Here is a 16,847-nt window from a genome sequence, read left to right as displayed (position 1 = left end):
ATGTCCTTCGCCACGCCCCTCTTCCTGTGGTTCTTCCTCCCGGTCGTGCTCGCGGCCGTCCTCGTCGCACCCGGACGCAGGCGGAACCTCGTGGTCGCCGTGGCGAGCCTGCTGTTCTACGCCTCCGGCGCGGGCGGCACGACGCTGCTGCTCCTCGGCTGCATGGTCGCCAACTACCTGGCCGGCCGGCGACTGGAGCCGGACAGCCCCGGTGACCGGCGGTTCGTGCTGGTCGGCACGATCGCGCTGAACCTGGGCGTGCTGCTGGTGTGGAAGTACGCGGGGTTCGCCACGCAGCAGCTGCACGACATCGCCGAGGTGGTGGGCGCGGACCTGCCGGTGCTGGAGCTGGCGCTGCCGATCGGCATCTCGTTCTACACGTTCCACCACATCTCGTACGTCGTGGACGTGTACCGGGGCGAGCGGCCCGCGCTGCGCGACCCCGTCTCGTTCGTCACCTACATCGCGATGTTCCCGCAGCTGGTGGCCGGCCCGATCGTGCGGTTCCGGGAGATCGCCGACCAGCTGCCGCAGGAGCGCACGCACCGCTGGGACGACGTGGCCGCGGGGTTCCCCCGGTTCGCGCTCGGCCTGTGCAAGAAGGTGATCATCGCCGACTCGCTGGCGCCGGTGGTCGACGCCTGCTTCGCCACCCCGTCGGACGAGATGACGACGGCCGTCGCGTGGCTCGGCGCCATCGCCTACGCGCTCCAACTGTACTTCGACTTCTCCGGCTACTCCGACATGGCGATCGGCCTGGGCCGGATGCTCGGCTTCCGGCTGCCGGAGAACTTCGCGCGCCCCTACTCGTCGGTCACCGCGACCGAGTTCTGGCGGCGCTGGCACATGTCGCTGTCGCGCTGGTTCCGCGACTACGTCTACATCCCGCTGGGCGGCAACCGCGGCGGCGTGCTGTCGACCTACCGGAACCTCACGATCGTTTTCGTCCTCACCGGTTTCTGGCACGGGGCGAACTGGACGTTCCTCGTGTGGGGTTTGTTCCACGGCGCGCTGCTCGTCGTCGAACGCCGTTTCGGGTGGGAATCGGCTCCCGTCACTACGCGTACCCGAATTGCCCGGCGCGTCCTCACCATGTTGCTGGTGGTAATCGGCTGGGTGTTCTTCCGGTCCCCGGACCTGGGTACCGCGTTCACAATGCTCGGCCACATGTTGTTGCCGGATTTCAGCGGGTTGACCGAAGCGGTGGGCGCCGCGGCGACCAATCAGCGCATTGTCCTGCTGCTCGTCGCACTGACCGTCGTGGCCCTGCCGGACCACCCCGTGACCGGCCCCTACCTGGAGTCCTCCCGCGCGAAGGCAGCCACGGCGGCCCGCGTGTCGTTGATGACGGCCGGCGTCGGGTACGCGGCGATCCTCGTCGCGAGCGGTACGTTCAGCCCGTTCCTCTACTACCAGTTCTGAAGATCGACAAGCCGCGCGGTTTCGCCAATTGACGCACCGGCCGGTCCGGTGTGGACGGCGCGACGGCGGGCACGTGCTCCACCGGTCGGCCCAGCGGAACCAGCCCCATTGAGGGCCCCGCTCGACGTAGGGTAGGCGAGTATTGCTCACGCCGGGTCACCTACCGTCAACTGTGAAGAACAAGTAGCCGGTTTTCCACCTCCGCAACTACTTTATGTAACCGACCTGCTCCGTTCGGGTACACAGTGTGGTAGGACAGAGATTGCAGATCCGGCAGCTTCTACCGTGCTAACCGAGGGAATTGTTACTTCGGGTGGGGGTAACGTGACTCGCTCATCGGGGTCGACCGACCTGGAGGAGTTGTGACTTCCGGGGGAACACTCCGCGCGCTCGTGGGCAACCGCGAGTTCCGCGGCATGTGGATCGGCTCGACGGTGTCGACCGTGGGCGACCAGCTCGCCGCCGTGGCGCTGTCCCTGCTGGTCTTCGAACGCACCCAGTCGGCCGCGTGGACCGCGCTGACGTGGTCGCTGACGCTCTTCCCGCCGCTCATCTCCGGGCCCCTGCTGGGCTGGGTCGCGGACCGCTTCCCGCGCCGCACGGTGATGGTGTGCTGCGCGTGGCTCCAGGCTGCGCTGATGGCGCTCATGGCCGTGCCCGGCATGCCGCTGTGGATCATGATCGTGCTGCTGGTCGTGGTGCTGATGATCTCCTCGCCGTTCCTCGCGGCGCAGGAGGCGAGCCTGCCGACCGTGCTCTCCGACGAGCGCTACGACGACGGCGTGGCGCTGTTCGGCACGTCGGTGGACGTCGCGCAGATGGCCGGCCTGGCCGCGGCGGGCTTCCTGGTCACCGGCGCCGGCCCCAACGTCGCGCTCGGCATCAACGCGGTGACGTTCGTGTGGGTGGCGATCGTGGTGCAGCTCTCGGTGAAGCACCGACCGGCCGCCGACCCGCGGGGCGCGCATCGGGACCCCGAAGGCCCGCGCGGGGCGTTCACGCTGCTGGTCACCGAGCCCCGGCTGCGCAGCCTGATGGGCATGCGCCTGCTGGCCGGGCTGGCGATGGTCCCCGAGGGCCTCGCCGTGCCGCTGGCGGCGAAGCTGGACGCCATCTGGGCGGTCGGCCTGATCCTGGCGATCGAGCCGGCGGCCAACGTGCTGGGGGTGGCCGTGCTGTTCCGGCTCGTGCGCGACCCCGCGAAGCGCGAGCGGCTGATCGGGCCGCTGGCCATCCTGTCGCTGGCCCCGCTGGTCATGTTCGCGCTGAACCCCAACCTGACCTGGACCATCGTGCTGCTGGTCATCGCCGGTATGGCGGGCGCGTACCACACGCCGGCGCGGTCGGCCTGGATGCGCATCCTGCCCGACGCGTACCGCGGGCGGGCGTACGGCATCGGCCGGGCGGCGCTGCGCTCCTCCCAGGGGGGCGGCATGGCCTTGGCCGGCGTGGTCGCGCACTCGATCGGATCGGTCACCGCGACCATCGCGGGCGCGGGCGGCATCGGGCTGCTGCTCGCCACCCAGGCGACCGTGGCCTGGCGGCGGGCGCGCTCCCGGCACGACCCGGAGGCGGTGGCGATCTGAAACGGAGCCATCACATATCGCGATTGTCAAACATGAAGGGCCCCTCGGCTGCGGCCCGCTAGCCAGCGGGCACGTACGGTGAACGTCCGGTCCGGATGGAGGGAAGGTGGTCTACATGTCGCGGTTGCGCATGGCGGACACCTCCTCGGAACGCGTCCCGGGCACCGACGCGCGGCGGCGGACGACGTCCACCGCGCGGTGCCGGGCAGAGGGCAGGGGGTCGTGGTGAAGAACAGTGTGACTGGCCAGAACCCGTCCCGGGCAGTCGGCTTCTCCTCGATCCGCAACTGGGACCTGTGGACGCTGCGGCCCGCGGCGCTCACCTACTTCTTCCTGGTCGAGTCGGCCGTGGCGGCCGTGTCGATCTGGCTGCTGACGAGCCTGGGCACCGTGTCGGACTCGGACTGGCTGCGGTTCGGCGCCGTCATGTTCGCGATCACCGTGCACCTCATGGTCGTCCGCCGGGCCGAGGAGTCGCGCCGCAACGAGTCGGCGGGCCCGCACATCGACCTGACGTCCGTCTGGACGTTCGCGGCGGCCATCGCGCTGCCGGGCGCCCTCGCCGTGCTCGCCACGATCTGGATGCGCATCCTGATCCAGCCGATCGCGCGGCGACAGCCCCACCGGTTCGTGTTCTCCTCGGCGAGCATCCTGGGCGGCACCCTGCTGGCCTGGCTCGTCGTGCACCTGTCCGGCCTGTCGCTGCTGGCGACCGGGAGCATCCTGCCCGACCTGGGCCTCGTGCTCGTGCTGATCGTGGCCGCGGTGGTGAACTGGGGCGCGCAGGGCATGAACATCGCCGTCGCGCTGAAGATCGTCACCCCGCACACCCGCATCAAGGAGTTCCTGGGCTCGCGGGCCGACAACATGCTGGAGCTGTCCACGCTCGGCGCGGGCGCCATGCTCGGCATGCTGATGACCACGCACTGGATCGGTCCGCTGCTGCTGGTGTTCCCGGTGGTCCTGGTCAACTCGCTGCTCTACCGCGCCACCGAGCGCCGCGCGCACCTCGAACGGCTGCTGCGCGAGCAGGAGCAGCTCCAGGCGCGGCTGGCCGAGGACGCGCACACCGACTACCGGACGGGCCTGCTCAACACCAACGGCCTCGCCGAGTACGGGGCGCGGCTCGCCGAGCGCTGCCGGCGCGACTCGCAGCCGGTGACCGTGCTGGCCATCGACCTGGACCACTTCAAGCGCATCAACGACACGTGGGGCCACCCGGCGGGCAACGCGGTGCTGGCCGAGGTGGGCCGCATCCTGCGGGAGAAGCTGCGGCCGGGCGACGTGGCCGGGCGCGACGGCGGCGAGGAGTTCGTCGTGGTGCTCGCCGACACGGGCCTCGCCCAGGGCACGGCCATCGCCGAGCGGGTGCGCGAGGCGATCGGCGAGATGTCCGTCGTGACGACCGACAAGCACCGCAACACCGTGACGCTGCGCGGCCGCAACCTGCCGCTGACCGCCGACGGCCCGGAGGTGCGCTCCATCTCGGCGTCCATCGGTGTGGCCGTGATGCCGGACAACGGCGACTGCCTGCTCGAAGCCCAGCACTGCGCCGACGCGGCGCTCTACGCGGCCAAGGAGAACGGCCGCAACCAGGTCCGGGTGTCGGCGGGCGAGATCCGCGTGCTGCCCGCGCCGCGCCTGGACGGCGGCGTCGAGGAGGCCCGGGAGCAGGCCGAGGCCACCCGTTCCGCGTAAGCCCGTTCGGCCCGGCCCCGCTCCGTCCGGGCAGGTGGGGCGTGCGTGCCCAGGACGTGCGTGCCCAGAACGTGCGTCACCGCCACCGCGGCGACGTCCGCGCTGCTCCGGTAACGCCCAGGACCGTCCCATGTGGCACTCGCTTCCGCGCGGCCCGGGAACGGGCCATGGTGCCCCTGTGGGGGTCTACCCCCGATCGGCGAACCCCAAACGTGTCACTGCACACGTTCCCTCGTCCGGCCCAGCAGCCGGCACACCAGGTAGATCAGGAACGACACCGCCGTGACGAACGCGCTCACCGGCACGCCGGGCGCGAGCGACAGCAGCATCCCGATCAGCACGGACGCCTCGGCGAACAGCACGGCCAGCACGGTCGCCCGCAGCGGGCTCGCCGTGACGCGCGCCGCCGCGGCGGCCGGGGTGATCATCAGCGACAGCACGAGCAGCGCGCCGACGACCTGCACGCTCAGTGCCGTCGCCACGCCCACCAGCAGTGCGAACACGACGGCCAGGGTGCGCACCGGCACGCCCCGCGCGGTGGCCACGGCGGCGTCCACGCTCGCGAAGTGCAGCGGCCGGTAGATGAGCGCGAGCACGGCGAGGACCGCCACCGAGGCGCCGATGAGCAGCCACAGGTCCGTGGAGCCCACGCTCACGACCTGCCCGACGAGCAGGCCGAACTTGTTCGCCGCGCGCCCCTTGTAGAGGGCGAGGAACAGCACGCCCAGGCCGAGGCCGAACGCCAGGATCGCGCCGATCACCGAGTCGCGGTCGGAGTCGCGCCTGCTCAGCAGCCCCAGCAGCAGCGCGGCGACGACCGACCCGGCCAGCGCGCCGTACCCGACGCCGACGCCGAGCAGCAGGGCCGCCGCGCCGCCGGTGAACGCCAGCTCGCTCGTGCCGTGCACGGCGAACGCCATCTTGCGGGTGACGACCAGCGGCCCGAGGACGCCCGCCACCAGGCCCAGCACGGCGCCCGCGATCAACATCTGCCGCACGAAGTCGTAGCCCAGCAGCTCCGCCGTGAGCTGCCAGTCGAAGAAGTTCTCCATCAGTCCCCATCCACCACGTGGTGCGGTTCGTCCTCGCACACGTGCTGCGCGCCGACCACGTGGATCTGGCCGCGCACGCGGACCACCTCGACGTTCGTGCGGTACAGCCCGGTCAGGGTCCGGGAGGTCATCACCTCGGCGGGCGTGCCGATCCGGAACCGGCCGTCCACCAGGTACAGCACCCGGTCGACCAGCGGCAGGATCGGGTTGATCTCGTGCGTCACGAACAGCACGGCCGTGCCCGCCGACCGCCGCCGCGCGTCGATCAGGTCGCTGACCACGCGCTGGTGGGCGAGGTCGAGCGAGAGCAGCGGCTCGTCGCACAGCAGCACCTCGGGGTCGCCGACCAGCGCCTGCGCGACCCGCAGCCGCTGCTGCTCGCCGCCGGACAGCAGCCCGACCGGCTCGTCGGCGTACCGGGTCGCGCCGACGGCGGCCAGCGCCTCGTCGACCCGCCGCCGCCGCTCGCGCCTGCCGCGCAGGCCCAGACCCCACTCGTGGCCGTCGAGGCCGAAGCCGACGAGGTCGCGCCCGCGCAGCGTCAGCGCGGTGTCCAGGGCGCGCTGCTGCGGGACGTACCCGATGCGCCGGTTGCCGCCCGCCACGCGCACGGTGCCGCCGCTGAGCGGCTGGAGCCCCAGGAGCACCCGGATGAGCGACGTCTTGCCCGAGCCGTTGGGGCCGAGGACGGCCACGAACTCGCCGGGCGCCACGTCGAGGTCGAGGCCGTCCCACAGCACCCGGTCCCCGTAGGACAGCCGCGCGCCGCGGAGGGAGACCGCGGCGCGCGTGTCCGTGAGCTGAGCCGTCCTGGCCGGAGGGGTCATGCGGCGAGCGCCCCCACCAGGGAGTCCACCTGCTTCGTCATCCAGTCAAGGTATCCGGTGGCGCCTTCGGGCAGCGTCTCGGTCACCTCGACGAGGGGCAGCCCGGCCTCGCCGGCCTTCGCCAGGACCTGGGCGGTGGCGGCGTTGGCGGTCTGCGCGTTGTTGACCACCGCGACGACCTGCTTCTGCTCGACCAGCGTCAGCACCTCGGCCAGGGCCGCGGCGGGCACGTCGCCCTCCTCCTCGACAGCATCGGCGAACGCCTCGGGCGTGGCGCTCTCGACGCCCGCGGTGTCGAGCAGGTAGTGGGCGACCGGCTCGGTCTCCAGCACCTTCTTGCCCGCGCCCTTGTCCTTGGCCTTCTCCTCCAGCGCGGTGACGCCGTCGGTGAAGGTCTTTGCGTTGGCCTCGAAGGAGGACTTCTTGTCGGGCGCGATGGCGGAGAGGTCGGCGGCGGCCTGGTCGGCGACCTTCCGGACGGTCTCGAAGTCGTACCAGACGTGCTCGTTCACGGCGTGGTCGTGGCCGTGGTCGTCCGCCGGCGCCTCGGACGCGTGCGCCTCCTCGGAGGCGTGCGGCTCCTCGGAGGCGTGCGGCTCCTCGCCCTCGTGCTCGTCGGCCTTGCCGGAGACGGGGAACGCCTCGATCTTCTTCGCACCCTCGGTCTCGGGGCCGAGCAGGGTGGCGAAGAAGTCGTCGTAGCCGCCGCCGTTGAAGATCACGAGCTGCGCGTCGCGCACGGCGGCCACGTCGGACGGCTTGGCCTCGTAGGAGTGGGGGTCGCCGGACGGGTCGTCGATGATCGAGGTCACCGCGACGTCGTCACCGCCGACGGCCGCCACGACGCTGCCCCACACGTTGGTGGAGGCGACGACCTTGATCTTGCCGTCGGAGGCGGTCGGGGCGTCCTGGCCACCGCCGCAGGCGGTCAGGGCGACGGCGGTCACGGCGGCCACCGCGCCGAGCATCGCGTTGCGGACGGTCATCAGAGCACTCCTCGACTGGGCACACGTACAGGCAATGGAAACCGTTGTCGAGTTCAGTTTAGAACGCTCCGCGACCGGCGGGCCCACCGACCGGGTGTAGTTCACGACACAGGGGCCACTCCCCGGTGCGGGAACGGCCCCTGTGCGCGGGTGTGCGTCAGTCGATGAGGCGGGCGCCCGACTCCGGGTGGAACAGGTGCACCTCGGAGGCGTCGCGCACGGCGACCTTGACCGTCTGCCCCAGGGTGGGCGGCGTGCGGCCGTCGACGCGGACCACGAACCGCTCGGGGACGTCGCCGATGCGGACCGAGCCGTGCATGAGCGCGTCCGCGCCCAGCTCCTCGACCAGCTCGACGGTCATGTCCATGCCCTGCTCGGCGGAGCTGACCAGGGCCAGCGACTCGGGCCGGATGCCGAACGTCACCTCGGACAGGCCCTCGGCGGCGGCCCGGTCGAGGTACGTGCGCTCCAGCGGCACGACGACGCCGTCGAGCTTCGCGCCCTCGGAGGTCAGCGGCACGGTCTTGAGGTTCATCGCGGGCGAGCCCATGAACCCGGCGACGAACGCGTTGGCCGGCTTGTCGTACAGCGCGCGCGGGGTGTCGCACTGCTGGAGCAGGCCGTCCTTGAGCACGGCGACCCGGTGGCCCATCGTCATGGCCTCGACCTGGTCGTGCGTGACGTAGATCGTGGTGGTGCCGAGCCGGGCCTGGAGCGCGGCGATGTTCGCGCGGGTCTCCACGCGCAGCTTCGCGTCGAGGTTGGACAGCGGCTCGTCCATGAGGAACACGGAAGGCTCGCGCACGATGGCGCGGCCCATCGCGACGCGCTGCCGCTGGCCGCCCGAGAGCGCCTTCGGCTTGCGGTCGAGGTACTTGGTGAGGTCGAGCATCTTGGCCGCCTCGGCGACCTTCTCCTTGATGTCGGCCTTGTTCACCCCGCGCAGCTTGAGCGCGAAGCCCATGTTCTCCGCGACGGTCATGTGCGGGTACAGCGCGTAGGACTGGAACACCATGGCGATGTCGCGGCCCTTCGGCGGGACGTTGGTGACGTCCTTGCCGCCGATGTGGATGGCGCCCTCGTCGACGTCCTCCAGGCCCGCGAGCATGCGCAGGGCGGTCGACTTGCCGGAACCGGACGGACCGACCAGGACCAGGAACTCACCGTCGGTGACATCCAGGGACAACTCGTCCACCGCGCGGACCGGCGGATTGCCGGAGAACACCCGCGAAGCCTTGACGTAGGCGACCTCAGCCATGGGAAACGCACCTTTCGCTGTCACGCTTTCGGGTAACGGTAGGGATTGCAAGCGCTTACGGGAACAGGTGGATTGGTCTAGTTCCCCACGCCGGAGCCGACGGTGCCGCCAGGAGTTACGCTCACGAGGTGAAGGTCATCAGCCAGCGGGAGTTCCACGACGACTTCGCCGCCGTCATGGACGCCGTGGAGGCGGGCGAGACGTACCGCGTGACGCGCGACGGCGTGGAGATCGCCGAGGTGCGGTCCCTTCCGCGTCGGACGAAGTTCACCACCGCGGAACTGATCGAGCGGCACAGGCACCTGCCGCGCGTCGACCACGCGGCCATGCGCGCCGAGTCGGACGAGTTGTTCGGCGAGGACCGCGTCGGCGACGACGACCCCTGGGAACGCCGCCGCGGCTGAGCACCGCCCACCCCGAGTGGTCGAGGCGTCGCGGTCCGACCGGGAGTGGTATGCCTGGAGGCATGGCCACCGACCTGGTCCTCGTCCGCCACGCGACGTCCGTCGTCCCCACACCCGGCGGGCCGGACGAGATGACGCGACCGCTGCGACCCGAGGGGCTGGTCCAGGCGCGCGACCTCGTGGGCGAACTCCTCGCCCTCGCCCCCACCGCCGTCGCCTCCAGCCCCTACCTCCGGGCCGTGCAGACGGTCGAACCCGCCGCCCGCGCGCTCGGCCTCGCCGTCGGCACCAGGTGGGAGCTGCGGGAGTGGGACTCGGGGCTCGCGCCGACCCCCGACTACGCGCGGCACCACGTGCACAGGTGGGAGCACCCCGACGAGGCCCGGCCGGGTGCGGAGAGCATCGCGGACCTCGACCGCCGCGTCGGCGCGGCGTTGGCGCGGCTGGCCGGGGAGCACGACGGCGGCGCGGTGCTGGTCGGCACGCACGGCACGCACGGCACGTTCGCGGCGCGTGCGCTGCTCGCCGCGGGCGCGGAGGTCGACTGGCCGTTCCTCGTGGCCATGCCCATGCCGGCGGTGTACGTGGTCCGGTGGGACGGCGGCCGAGGGGCGACCGCCGTCCGCGGACCGGGGCTACCCCTTGACCGCGCCTGACGACAGGCCCGTCACGAGGAACCGCTGCACCAGGTAGAACACGACGATCGCCGGGATCGCCACCAGGATGGACGCCGCCGCCAGGTGGCCCCACTCGGTGCGGTTCTGCTGCACGAACACCTGCAACCCGACCGCCAGCGTCTTCGACTCGTCCGCCGCCGACAGGAACGCCGACGCGAACGCCACCTCGCCCCACGCGGTGAGGAACGCGTAGAACGCGGTCACCGCGAGGCCCGGCCGGGCGAGCGGCAGCACGAGCCGCCAGAAGACGCCGAACGGCGTGAGGCCGTCCACGCGCCCCGCCTCGTCGATGTCGGTGGGGATGGTGTCGAAGTAGCCCTTCAGCATGTACGTGCAGAAGGGCACCGCGGTCGTGCAGTACACCAGCACCAGGCCGAACGACGTGCCCTGCAACCCCAGCACGAGCAGGATGTTGTACAGCGGCACGATCAGCACCGCGAACGGGAACATCTGCACGACCAGGAACGACAGCATCAGCGACCGCTTGCCGGGGAACCGGAACCGCGAGGCCGCGTACCCGGTCGTCGCCGACAGGAACACGGCCAGCACCGTGGTCATCAGCGCGATGACCACCGAGTTGCCGAACCAGGCGAGGAAGTCGCCCTTCTCGCCCGCCAGGATGCGCGTGTAGTTGTCCAGGCTCGACTCGTTGACGAGCTTCGGCGTGGTCTCCACGGCCCGCGCGTCGGGCTTGAACGACGTCACCAGCACCCAGAACACCGGGAACACCGCGATCAGCGACGCCACGACGAGCGCGGCGTGCAGCCCGACGCTCGCCACCCGGGAGCGCTGCGAGCGCTTCACCGGGCGTGCCGCCGCGACGGCCTTCAGGGACGCGGCCTCGACCGTCATCACCACACCTCGCCTTGCTTGCGCAGCGCCCGCCGGTAGATGCCCGCGAACACGAGCAGCACGGACAGGATCAGCACGCCGTAGGTCGACGCGACCGCGAAGTCGCGGGACGCGCCGGAGAAGAACCGCTCGAACGCGTAGGTCACCAGGATGCGGGTGTTCGGGTTCGGCCCGGTGACCAGGTAGATGATCGCGAACATGTTGAACGTCCAGATGATGCCGAGCAGCACCACCGTGCTCGACACGGCCTGGAGGCCGGGCAGCGTGACGTGCCGGAACCGCTGCCACGGGGACGCGCCGTCCACCTCGGCCGCCTCGTAGAGGTCGCCGGGGATGGACTGGAGGCCGCCGAGCAGCGCCACCATCATGAACGGCACGCCGAGCCAGGTGTTCACGATCATGACCGCGACCAGCGCCCAGTCGGACTGGCCCAGCCAGACCGGGTCGGGCAGGCCGACGGCCCGCAGGGCCTGGTTGATGATCCCGTACTGCGCGTTGAACATGTACTTCCACGCGAACGCGCTGATGAACGCGGGCACGGCCCACGGCAGGATCAGCAGCACCCGGTACACGGCCCGGCCGCGCACCTCCCGGTTGAGCAGCAGCGCGAGGCCCAGGCCGATGGTGTAGTGCAGGAACACGCAGCCGAACGTCCAGATCAGCGTGCGCACCAGCGTGCCCCAGAAGGCGCCGTAGCTGGAGTCCCCGGACAGGATGTTCAGGTAGTTGTCCAACCCGACGGAGACGTAGGTCGCCGGCCGATCCAGGATCGGGTTGGCGATGTTGCCCTCGTTGATGTTCGTGAAGGTGAAGAACACGCCCTGGGCGAGCGGGAACAGCACCAGCACGGCGATGACCACCACGACCGGCAGCACCATGGCGTACGCGTACCAGTGCCGGTCCAGGAACCTGCGCACCGAAGCCTCCCTTCGAGCGGTCCTCGCGGGGGACCCGACCGACCGGGTCCCCCGCGAGGTCGCGATCAGCCGACCGTGTACTCGGGGACGACGGTGTCCTTGTAGGACTTGGCCACCTCGTCGAGCGCCGTCTTGGCGTCCTTCTTGCCGGCCAGGACGTCGGCGTAGGCGATCTTCAGCGGGTCGAACAGCTGACCGCCCTCGGGGATCCAGGCGCGCGGGTGCGCGGAGGTGACGACCGGCTCGAACGCGGACACGACCGCGTTGGCCTTCACGTCGGCGTTCTCGTAGGCCGACTTGCGGGTCGGCAGCAGGCCCAGCTCCTTGGCGACGGCCACCTGCGACTCGACGCCGCTCATGCAGGCGACGAACTTGATCGACGAGTCCTTGGCCTTGGTGCCCTGGCGGATCGTGTAGTCGTGCCCGCCGACCGGCGCGGAGCCCTCGCCGGCGGTCTCGCCGGGCACGGGCGCGATGCCCAGGTTGGCGGCGTCGGTGAACGCGGCGCCCTTGAGGTAGTCGGCGACCGACCACGGGCCGTTGACCACCATGGCGACCTCGCCGGAGGTGAACGCGGCCTGCATGTTGTTGTAGGAGTTCGCCGGGTCGAGCGCGGTGGTCGCGGCCTTGGCGTCGAGCAGGCCCTTGGCGGTCTCCAGCGCCTTCACGTTCTCCGCGGAGTTGACCACGATCTTCTTCGCGTCGGCGTCGACGAGGTCGCCGCCCGCGCCGTAGATGAACGGCAGCGCGTAGTAGGCGTCGTTGTTGATGAAGATGGTCTTCTCGCCGCCGAGCTTGGCGGCGGCGGCCTTGACCTCGTCCCAGGTCTTCGGCGGCTCGACGCCGGCGTCGGCCAGCAGCTTCTTGTTGTAGAAGAGGGCGAGCGAGTCGGTGACCTGGGGGACGCCGTACGTCTTGCCGTCGAACTTCGTGGAGCCCAGCGGGGTCTCCAGGAAGTCGGAGGTGTCGCCGGCCAGCTCCGTGCCGGTCAGGTCCACGACGTAGCCGAGCTTGGCCAGCTGCGGCACCCAGGCGACCTCGGCGCGGAACACGTCGGGGCCCTGACCGCCCTGCGCGGCGGTCCGGTAGTTGTTCAGCGCCTGGTCGAAGGCGACGGTCTCGGTCTTGACCTTGTAGCCGCCCTTGGTCGCGCAGTCCTGCGCGATCTTGGCGAACACCGGGCTCTCGTTGGGGCCGCTGGTGTCCCAGAAGGTGATCTCGCCGGAGTCGCCGGACGCCGACCCGCCGTCGCCACCACCGCACGCGGTGAGGACGAGGGCGGAGGCTGCCGCCACTGCGGTCACGAGGGTGGTACGTCGCATCGTTGCTGTCGTCCCTCCATGCTGCCCTTCATCGGCGATGAAGGCTCTTGCAAGAACTTGCGAAATTGTTGCCGCGGATTTCATCCCGCCGACCTGCACCGGGTCAAGGGGGCGACGGTAACCAAGCCGTAACGGCCGCACCTGCACGAGCGAAACCGAGGTGGGCGTTGCAAAAATTTGCCGCTGGCGGCAGGCTGCACGTCACATCACACCCGAGGAGGCGCACGGTGTCCGGTCTGTCCGAGATCGCCAGGGCAGCCGGCGTCAGCATCTCCACGGTCAGCCGGGTGCTCAACCGCCGGGCGGGCGTCAACGACGAAACGCGCCAACGGGTGCTGGCCGTCCTCGCCGAGATGCCGTACACGCCGCGCGGGCTCGGCGCGCTCCAGCGCACGGGGGTCATCGGGCTGCTGGTGCCGGAGCTGTCGAACCCGGTGTTCCCGGCGTTCGCCGAGGCGCTGGAGGTGCGCGCCGCCCGCCTGGGGTACTCGTCGCTGCTGTGCAACACCCGCGCCACCGGGTCGGCCGCCATGGGCGAGGAGGAGTACGTCCGGATGCTGCTCGCGCGCGGCGTCGAGGGCATGGTGTTCGTGTCGCCGGAGATCACCAACGTCGAGGTGCCGCTGGGCCAGGCGCCCCGGCCGTCGTACTACGCGAAGCTGCTGGCCGACGGCGTGCACATGGTGTTCGTCAACGGGGCGACGCCGTCGCTGGACGTGCCGGACGTGACCGTGGACGAGCAGCACGCCGGGTACGCGGCGACGCGGCACCTCGTGGAGCTGGGGCACCGGCGGATCGGGTTCGTGTCGGGACCGGCGCGGGCGCTGCCGTCGCGGCTCAAGCGGGCCGGGTGGGCGGCGGCGCTGGAGGAGGACGGGCTGCCGGCGACGTCGGACTTCGTGGCGCACGGCCCGTTCGGGCCGGAGGGCGGCGCGGCGGCGGTGGCGACGCTGCTGGACACGGTGCGGCCGTCGGCGGTGATCTGCTCGTCGGACCACATGGCGATCGGCGTGCTGCGGGAGGCGCACCGGCGCGGGTTGGCGGTGCCCGACGAGCTGTCCGTGGTGGGCTTCGACGACATCCCGCTGGCGTCGTACTGCTCGCCGTCGCTGACCACCCTGGCGCAGCCGATCGAGGAGATGGCGGCGGCGGCCGTGGACGAACTGGTGCACCGCCTGGACCCCGATCGGCGCAGGCGGCCGGCGGGCAACTACACGCGCGTCTTCCGACCGAGGCTGGTCGTGCGCGAGTCGTCCTCACCGCCCTCATTGGTTTAGACCAATGTACTACGAGGTAACCTGCGACTAGCTGCACTGATGGGAATGTCGAGGGACGCCGGTCACCCCCACTTCTGTAATTGGTTCTGAACCGTTACGGTCACTTCATGGCGCGGTCGATGCATGTGCGACGCCCCGCGACGCTCGCCTCACTGGCGGCGGAGCTGGGTGTTTCCCGGACAACGGTGTCCAACGCGTACAACCGTCCCGACCAGCTCTCGCCGGAGCTGCGACGCCGGGTGTTGGAGACAGCGAGACGACTCGGGTACCCGGGGCCCGACCCGGTGGCCCGTTCCCTCCGGACGCGCAAGGCGGGGGCGGTGGGGCTGCTGCTCACCGAGAACCTGTCCTACGCGTTCCGCGACCCGGCGGCGATCGGATTCCTGGAAGGCCTGGCGCTGGCCTGCGAGGACGCCGGGCAGGGCCTCCTCCTGGTGCCCGCGAGCCCCGAGCGCGAGGACGTGGCGGCCGTGCACCGGGCGGGCGTGGACGGTTTCGTCGTCTACTCCGTGCCGGACGACGACCCGCACCTGGCGGCGGTGCTCGAACGCCCCGTGCCGACGGTCGTGTGCGACCAGCCGGACCTCGACAACGTCGACCGGGTCGGCATCGACGACCAGGCGGCCATGCACGCGATGGCGCAGCACCTGATCTCCCTGGGCCACCGCCGCATCGGCGTCGTGTGCATGCGCCTGAACCGCGACCGCAACGACGGTTTCGTCACGCCGGACCGCCAGCGCTCCGCGCACTTCCACGTGCAGCGGGCGAGGCTGGCCGGCCTGGCGCAGGCGTTCGGCGCCGTGGACGTCGAGTGGACGGACGTCCCGGTCGTGGAGCGCTTCGACCACACGATCGCCTCGGGCGCCTCGGCCGCCGCGCAGCTGCTGGACCGCGACCCGCGGATCACCGCGCTGGTGTGCACGTCGGACATCCTCGCCCTGGGTGCGATGACCGAGGCCGAGCGGCGCGGGCTGCGCGTGCCGCAGGACCTGTCCATCACCGGGTTCGACGGGATCCGCGAGGCCGAGCAGGCGGGCCTGACCACCGTGCGCCAACCGGTCCTGGAGAAGGGCCGCGCGGCGGGCAAGCTGCTCCTGGACTCGGCGGAGCGCTCCCGGCCGCGCGCGGTGACCCTGTCGACGGAACTGGTGGCGGGCTCGACGGCCGCCGCGCCCCGCGGCACCGCGGAGGAGCGCTGGTTCGGCCCGTGAGCTGATCGCGTCGGGCAGGGGTCCCCGGTTCCGGGGACCCCTGTTCCGCTTCGCGGGCCGGAGCCCGGCGACTACGTGAGCCGGAAGACCACCGGGTCGCTCACCAGGCCCGCCACGACGGCGGACAGCAGGTAGTCGCCCGGGCCGAGTCGCCCCACCTCCGCGCACCCCGGCCGGGAGGTGGTGCCGGACCACCGGAGGCCGTAGGTGAACCGCTCGGTCGGCCGCATCACGCGCACCTCGGACCCGGCCGTGGCGAGGCAGTCGTTGCTCGACCACAGGCGGGTGGCACCGTCGACCGTCGTCACGACGAGCTCGCGCACCGCGCGGCCGATCTCCTTGGCGCACGGCAGCTGCCCGGTGTTGGACACCACGATGGCGAACCCCACGGGCTGCCCCGCCGGCGTCGACGGCGGGTCCACCTCGGCCACCACCGACACCTGCCCGTCACCGCACGGCGGCGGCGGACCGGGCGGCGGCGTCGGGGCCGGCGGCGTGGTCGACGAGGACGACGCGACCGCCGGTGTCCCGGCCCGTGCCGGCGGGCTCGACGACGAGGGCGACGGCGGCCCCGCGACGGACGCCGGGTCGCCGTGGCCGACGAGGGCGCCCACCAGCCACGCGACGAGGACCAGGGACGCCACCGCCGCGCCGACGGCCAGCGCGCGCCGACGCCGGTACACCGCCGTGGGGTGCGGTCCTGGAGGGTCGGTCACGCGATCGAAGGTAGCCGGGCGACGTGGAATGCGGCGGTAGGTCCCGATCCCACGATCCGGTGAACGTGAACGTGATTGTCCACCCGAACCACTTGCCGGCATGCGGGAGCCGGGTTCCAATCCCAGGGAAAACGGGAGGTGTGCCATGACCGCGATCGACGAACTGCTGCGACGCAACGCCGAGCTGGGCAACGTGGTGCCGGGTGATCGCTCCTCACCCAGGCCCTCGATGCAGGTCGCCATCCTGACCTGCATGGACTCCCGCATCCGGGTGTTCGAGATCTTCGGGCTCAAGCAGGGCGAGGCGCACGTGCTGCGCAACGCGGGCGGTGTCGTCACCGACGACGCCATCCGTTCCCTGGCGCTGAGCCAGCGCAAGCTCGGCACCCGCGAGGTGCTGCTGGTGCACCACACCAACTGCGGCCTGGAACTGGTCACCGAGGACGACTTCAAGGACGAGCTGGAGCAGGACTCCGGCATGCGCCCGACCTGGTCGGTGGAGGCGTTCCGCGAGGTGAAGGACAGCGTCCGCGGCTCGATGAACCGCGTCCGGCACAGCCCGTTCCTGATCCACCGGGACACGGTGCGCGGCTTCGTCTACGACGTGCACACCGGCCAGTTGACCGAGGTCGTCTGACACAC

The 16,847-nt window shown here is 71.2% G+C and carries 16 protein-coding genes; 8 read left to right on the top strand and 8 right to left on the bottom strand.

The features are described 5' to 3' along the window. The 3 genes from J2S66_RS30635 (at position 1) to J2S66_RS30625 (ending at position 4,706) form a co-directional block, all read left to right on the top strand. Entirely contained in the window at positions 1-1,422 is a 1,422-nt protein-coding gene (locus tag J2S66_RS30635; RefSeq protein WP_310311402.1) for an MBOAT family O-acyltransferase, read from the top strand. Positions 1,423-1,784: 362 nt separating this feature from the next. Beyond that, positions 1,785-3,008 carry an MFS transporter gene (locus J2S66_RS30630; protein WP_310311400.1) on the top strand — a complete coding sequence of 408 codons (1,224 nt, stop codon included), beginning with the start codon at positions 1,785-1,787 and terminating at the stop codon, positions 3,006-3,008. Positions 3,009-3,245: 237 nt separating this feature from the next. Further along, positions 3,246-4,706: a sensor domain-containing diguanylate cyclase gene (locus tag J2S66_RS30625; RefSeq protein ID WP_310311397.1), complete on the top strand. Its 1,461-nt coding sequence runs from the start codon at positions 3,246-3,248 to the stop codon at positions 4,704-4,706. A 215-nt stretch (positions 4,707-4,921) separates the two neighbouring features. On the opposite strand, the gene J2S66_RS30620 is transcribed toward J2S66_RS30625, so the two are convergent. The 4 genes from J2S66_RS30620 to J2S66_RS30605 form a co-directional block, all read right to left on the bottom strand. Then, entirely contained in the window at positions 4,922-5,758 is an 837-nt protein-coding gene (locus tag J2S66_RS30620; protein WP_310311396.1) for a metal ABC transporter permease, read from the bottom strand. After that, positions 5,758-6,585 carry a metal ABC transporter ATP-binding protein gene (locus tag J2S66_RS30615; RefSeq protein ID WP_310311394.1) on the bottom strand — a complete coding sequence of 276 codons (828 nt, stop codon included), beginning with the start codon at positions 6,583-6,585 and terminating at the stop codon, positions 5,758-5,760. Before J2S66_RS30615 ends, J2S66_RS30620 begins: the two co-directional genes overlap by 1 nt. Next, positions 6,582-7,571: a metal ABC transporter solute-binding protein, Zn/Mn family gene (locus J2S66_RS30610; RefSeq protein WP_310311392.1), complete on the bottom strand. Its 990-nt coding sequence runs from the start codon at positions 7,569-7,571 to the stop codon at positions 6,582-6,584. The genes J2S66_RS30615 and J2S66_RS30610 overlap by 4 nt, the downstream gene beginning before the upstream one ends. A 157-nt stretch (positions 7,572-7,728) precedes the next feature. Then, positions 7,729-8,829 carry an ABC transporter ATP-binding protein gene (locus tag J2S66_RS30605; RefSeq protein ID WP_310311391.1) on the bottom strand — a complete coding sequence of 367 codons (1,101 nt, stop codon included), beginning with the start codon at positions 8,827-8,829 and terminating at the stop codon, positions 7,729-7,731. Between the two features lie 128 nt (positions 8,830-8,957). Between J2S66_RS30605 and J2S66_RS30600 the strand changes: the two genes are divergently transcribed. Both J2S66_RS30600 and J2S66_RS30595 read left to right on the top strand, forming a co-directional pair. Then, positions 8,958-9,233, top strand: coding sequence for a type II toxin-antitoxin system Phd/YefM family antitoxin (locus tag J2S66_RS30600; RefSeq protein ID WP_310311389.1), 276 nt, complete (start codon positions 8,958-8,960; stop codon positions 9,231-9,233). Positions 9,234-9,295: 62 nt separating this feature from the next. After that, the gene (locus J2S66_RS30595) at positions 9,296-9,889 is read left to right on the top strand and encodes a histidine phosphatase family protein (RefSeq protein ID WP_310311387.1); all 594 of its coding nucleotides are present in this window, start codon (positions 9,296-9,298) and stop codon (positions 9,887-9,889) included. Here J2S66_RS30595 and J2S66_RS30590 read toward each other — a convergent pair. The 3 genes from J2S66_RS30590 to J2S66_RS30580 all read right to left on the bottom strand — a co-directional run bounded on the left by J2S66_RS30590 (position 9,869) and on the right by J2S66_RS30580 (position 13,001). Further along, a complete protein-coding gene (locus tag J2S66_RS30590) occupies positions 9,869-10,762 on the bottom strand; it encodes a sugar ABC transporter permease (protein WP_310311386.1) in 894 nt (297 codons plus the stop codon). The genes J2S66_RS30595 and J2S66_RS30590 overlap by 21 nt on opposite strands. Next, positions 10,762-11,679 carry a carbohydrate ABC transporter permease gene (locus J2S66_RS30585; RefSeq protein ID WP_374726152.1) on the bottom strand — a complete coding sequence of 306 codons (918 nt, stop codon included), beginning with the start codon at positions 11,677-11,679 and terminating at the stop codon, positions 10,762-10,764. The genes J2S66_RS30590 and J2S66_RS30585 overlap by 1 nt, the downstream gene beginning before the upstream one ends. 65 nt (positions 11,680-11,744) lie before the next feature. Continuing rightward, positions 11,745-13,001, bottom strand: coding sequence for an extracellular solute-binding protein (locus tag J2S66_RS30580; RefSeq protein ID WP_310311384.1), 1,257 nt, complete (start codon positions 12,999-13,001; stop codon positions 11,745-11,747). 227 nt (positions 13,002-13,228) lie between these two features. Here J2S66_RS30580 and J2S66_RS30575 point away from each other — a divergent pair, with 227 nt between their 5' ends. Both J2S66_RS30575 and J2S66_RS30570 read left to right on the top strand, forming a co-directional pair. Further along, positions 13,229-14,278 (top strand): LacI family DNA-binding transcriptional regulator, encoded by a 1,050-nt coding sequence (locus J2S66_RS30575; RefSeq protein ID WP_310311382.1) that lies wholly within the window; start codon positions 13,229-13,231, stop codon positions 14,276-14,278. A 107-nt stretch (positions 14,279-14,385) separates the two neighbouring features. Further along, complete coding sequence (locus J2S66_RS30570; RefSeq protein ID WP_310311379.1) at positions 14,386-15,489, top strand: LacI family DNA-binding transcriptional regulator; 1,104 nt, start codon at positions 14,386-14,388, stop codon at positions 15,487-15,489. Positions 15,490-15,560: 71 nt separating this feature from the next. Here the strand turns inward: J2S66_RS30570 and J2S66_RS30565 are convergent, their stop codons facing one another. Next, complete coding sequence (locus J2S66_RS30565) at positions 15,561-16,205, bottom strand: hypothetical protein (protein ID WP_310311377.1); 645 nt, start codon at positions 16,203-16,205, stop codon at positions 15,561-15,563. A 145-nt stretch (positions 16,206-16,350) separates the two neighbouring features. Between J2S66_RS30565 and J2S66_RS30560 the strand changes: the two genes are divergently transcribed. Further along, positions 16,351-16,842 carry a beta-class carbonic anhydrase gene (locus J2S66_RS30560; protein ID WP_310311375.1) on the top strand — a complete coding sequence of 164 codons (492 nt, stop codon included), beginning with the start codon at positions 16,351-16,353 and terminating at the stop codon, positions 16,840-16,842. Positions 16,843-16,847 lie beyond the last annotated feature (5 nt).

Origin of the sequence: Saccharothrix longispora (assembly GCF_031455225.1) — a bacterium.
In the GTDB taxonomy this organism is placed as follows: domain Bacteria; phylum Actinomycetota; class Actinomycetes; order Mycobacteriales; family Pseudonocardiaceae; genus Actinosynnema; species Actinosynnema longispora.
This window is presented reverse-complemented; position numbering and strand designations above follow the sequence as displayed.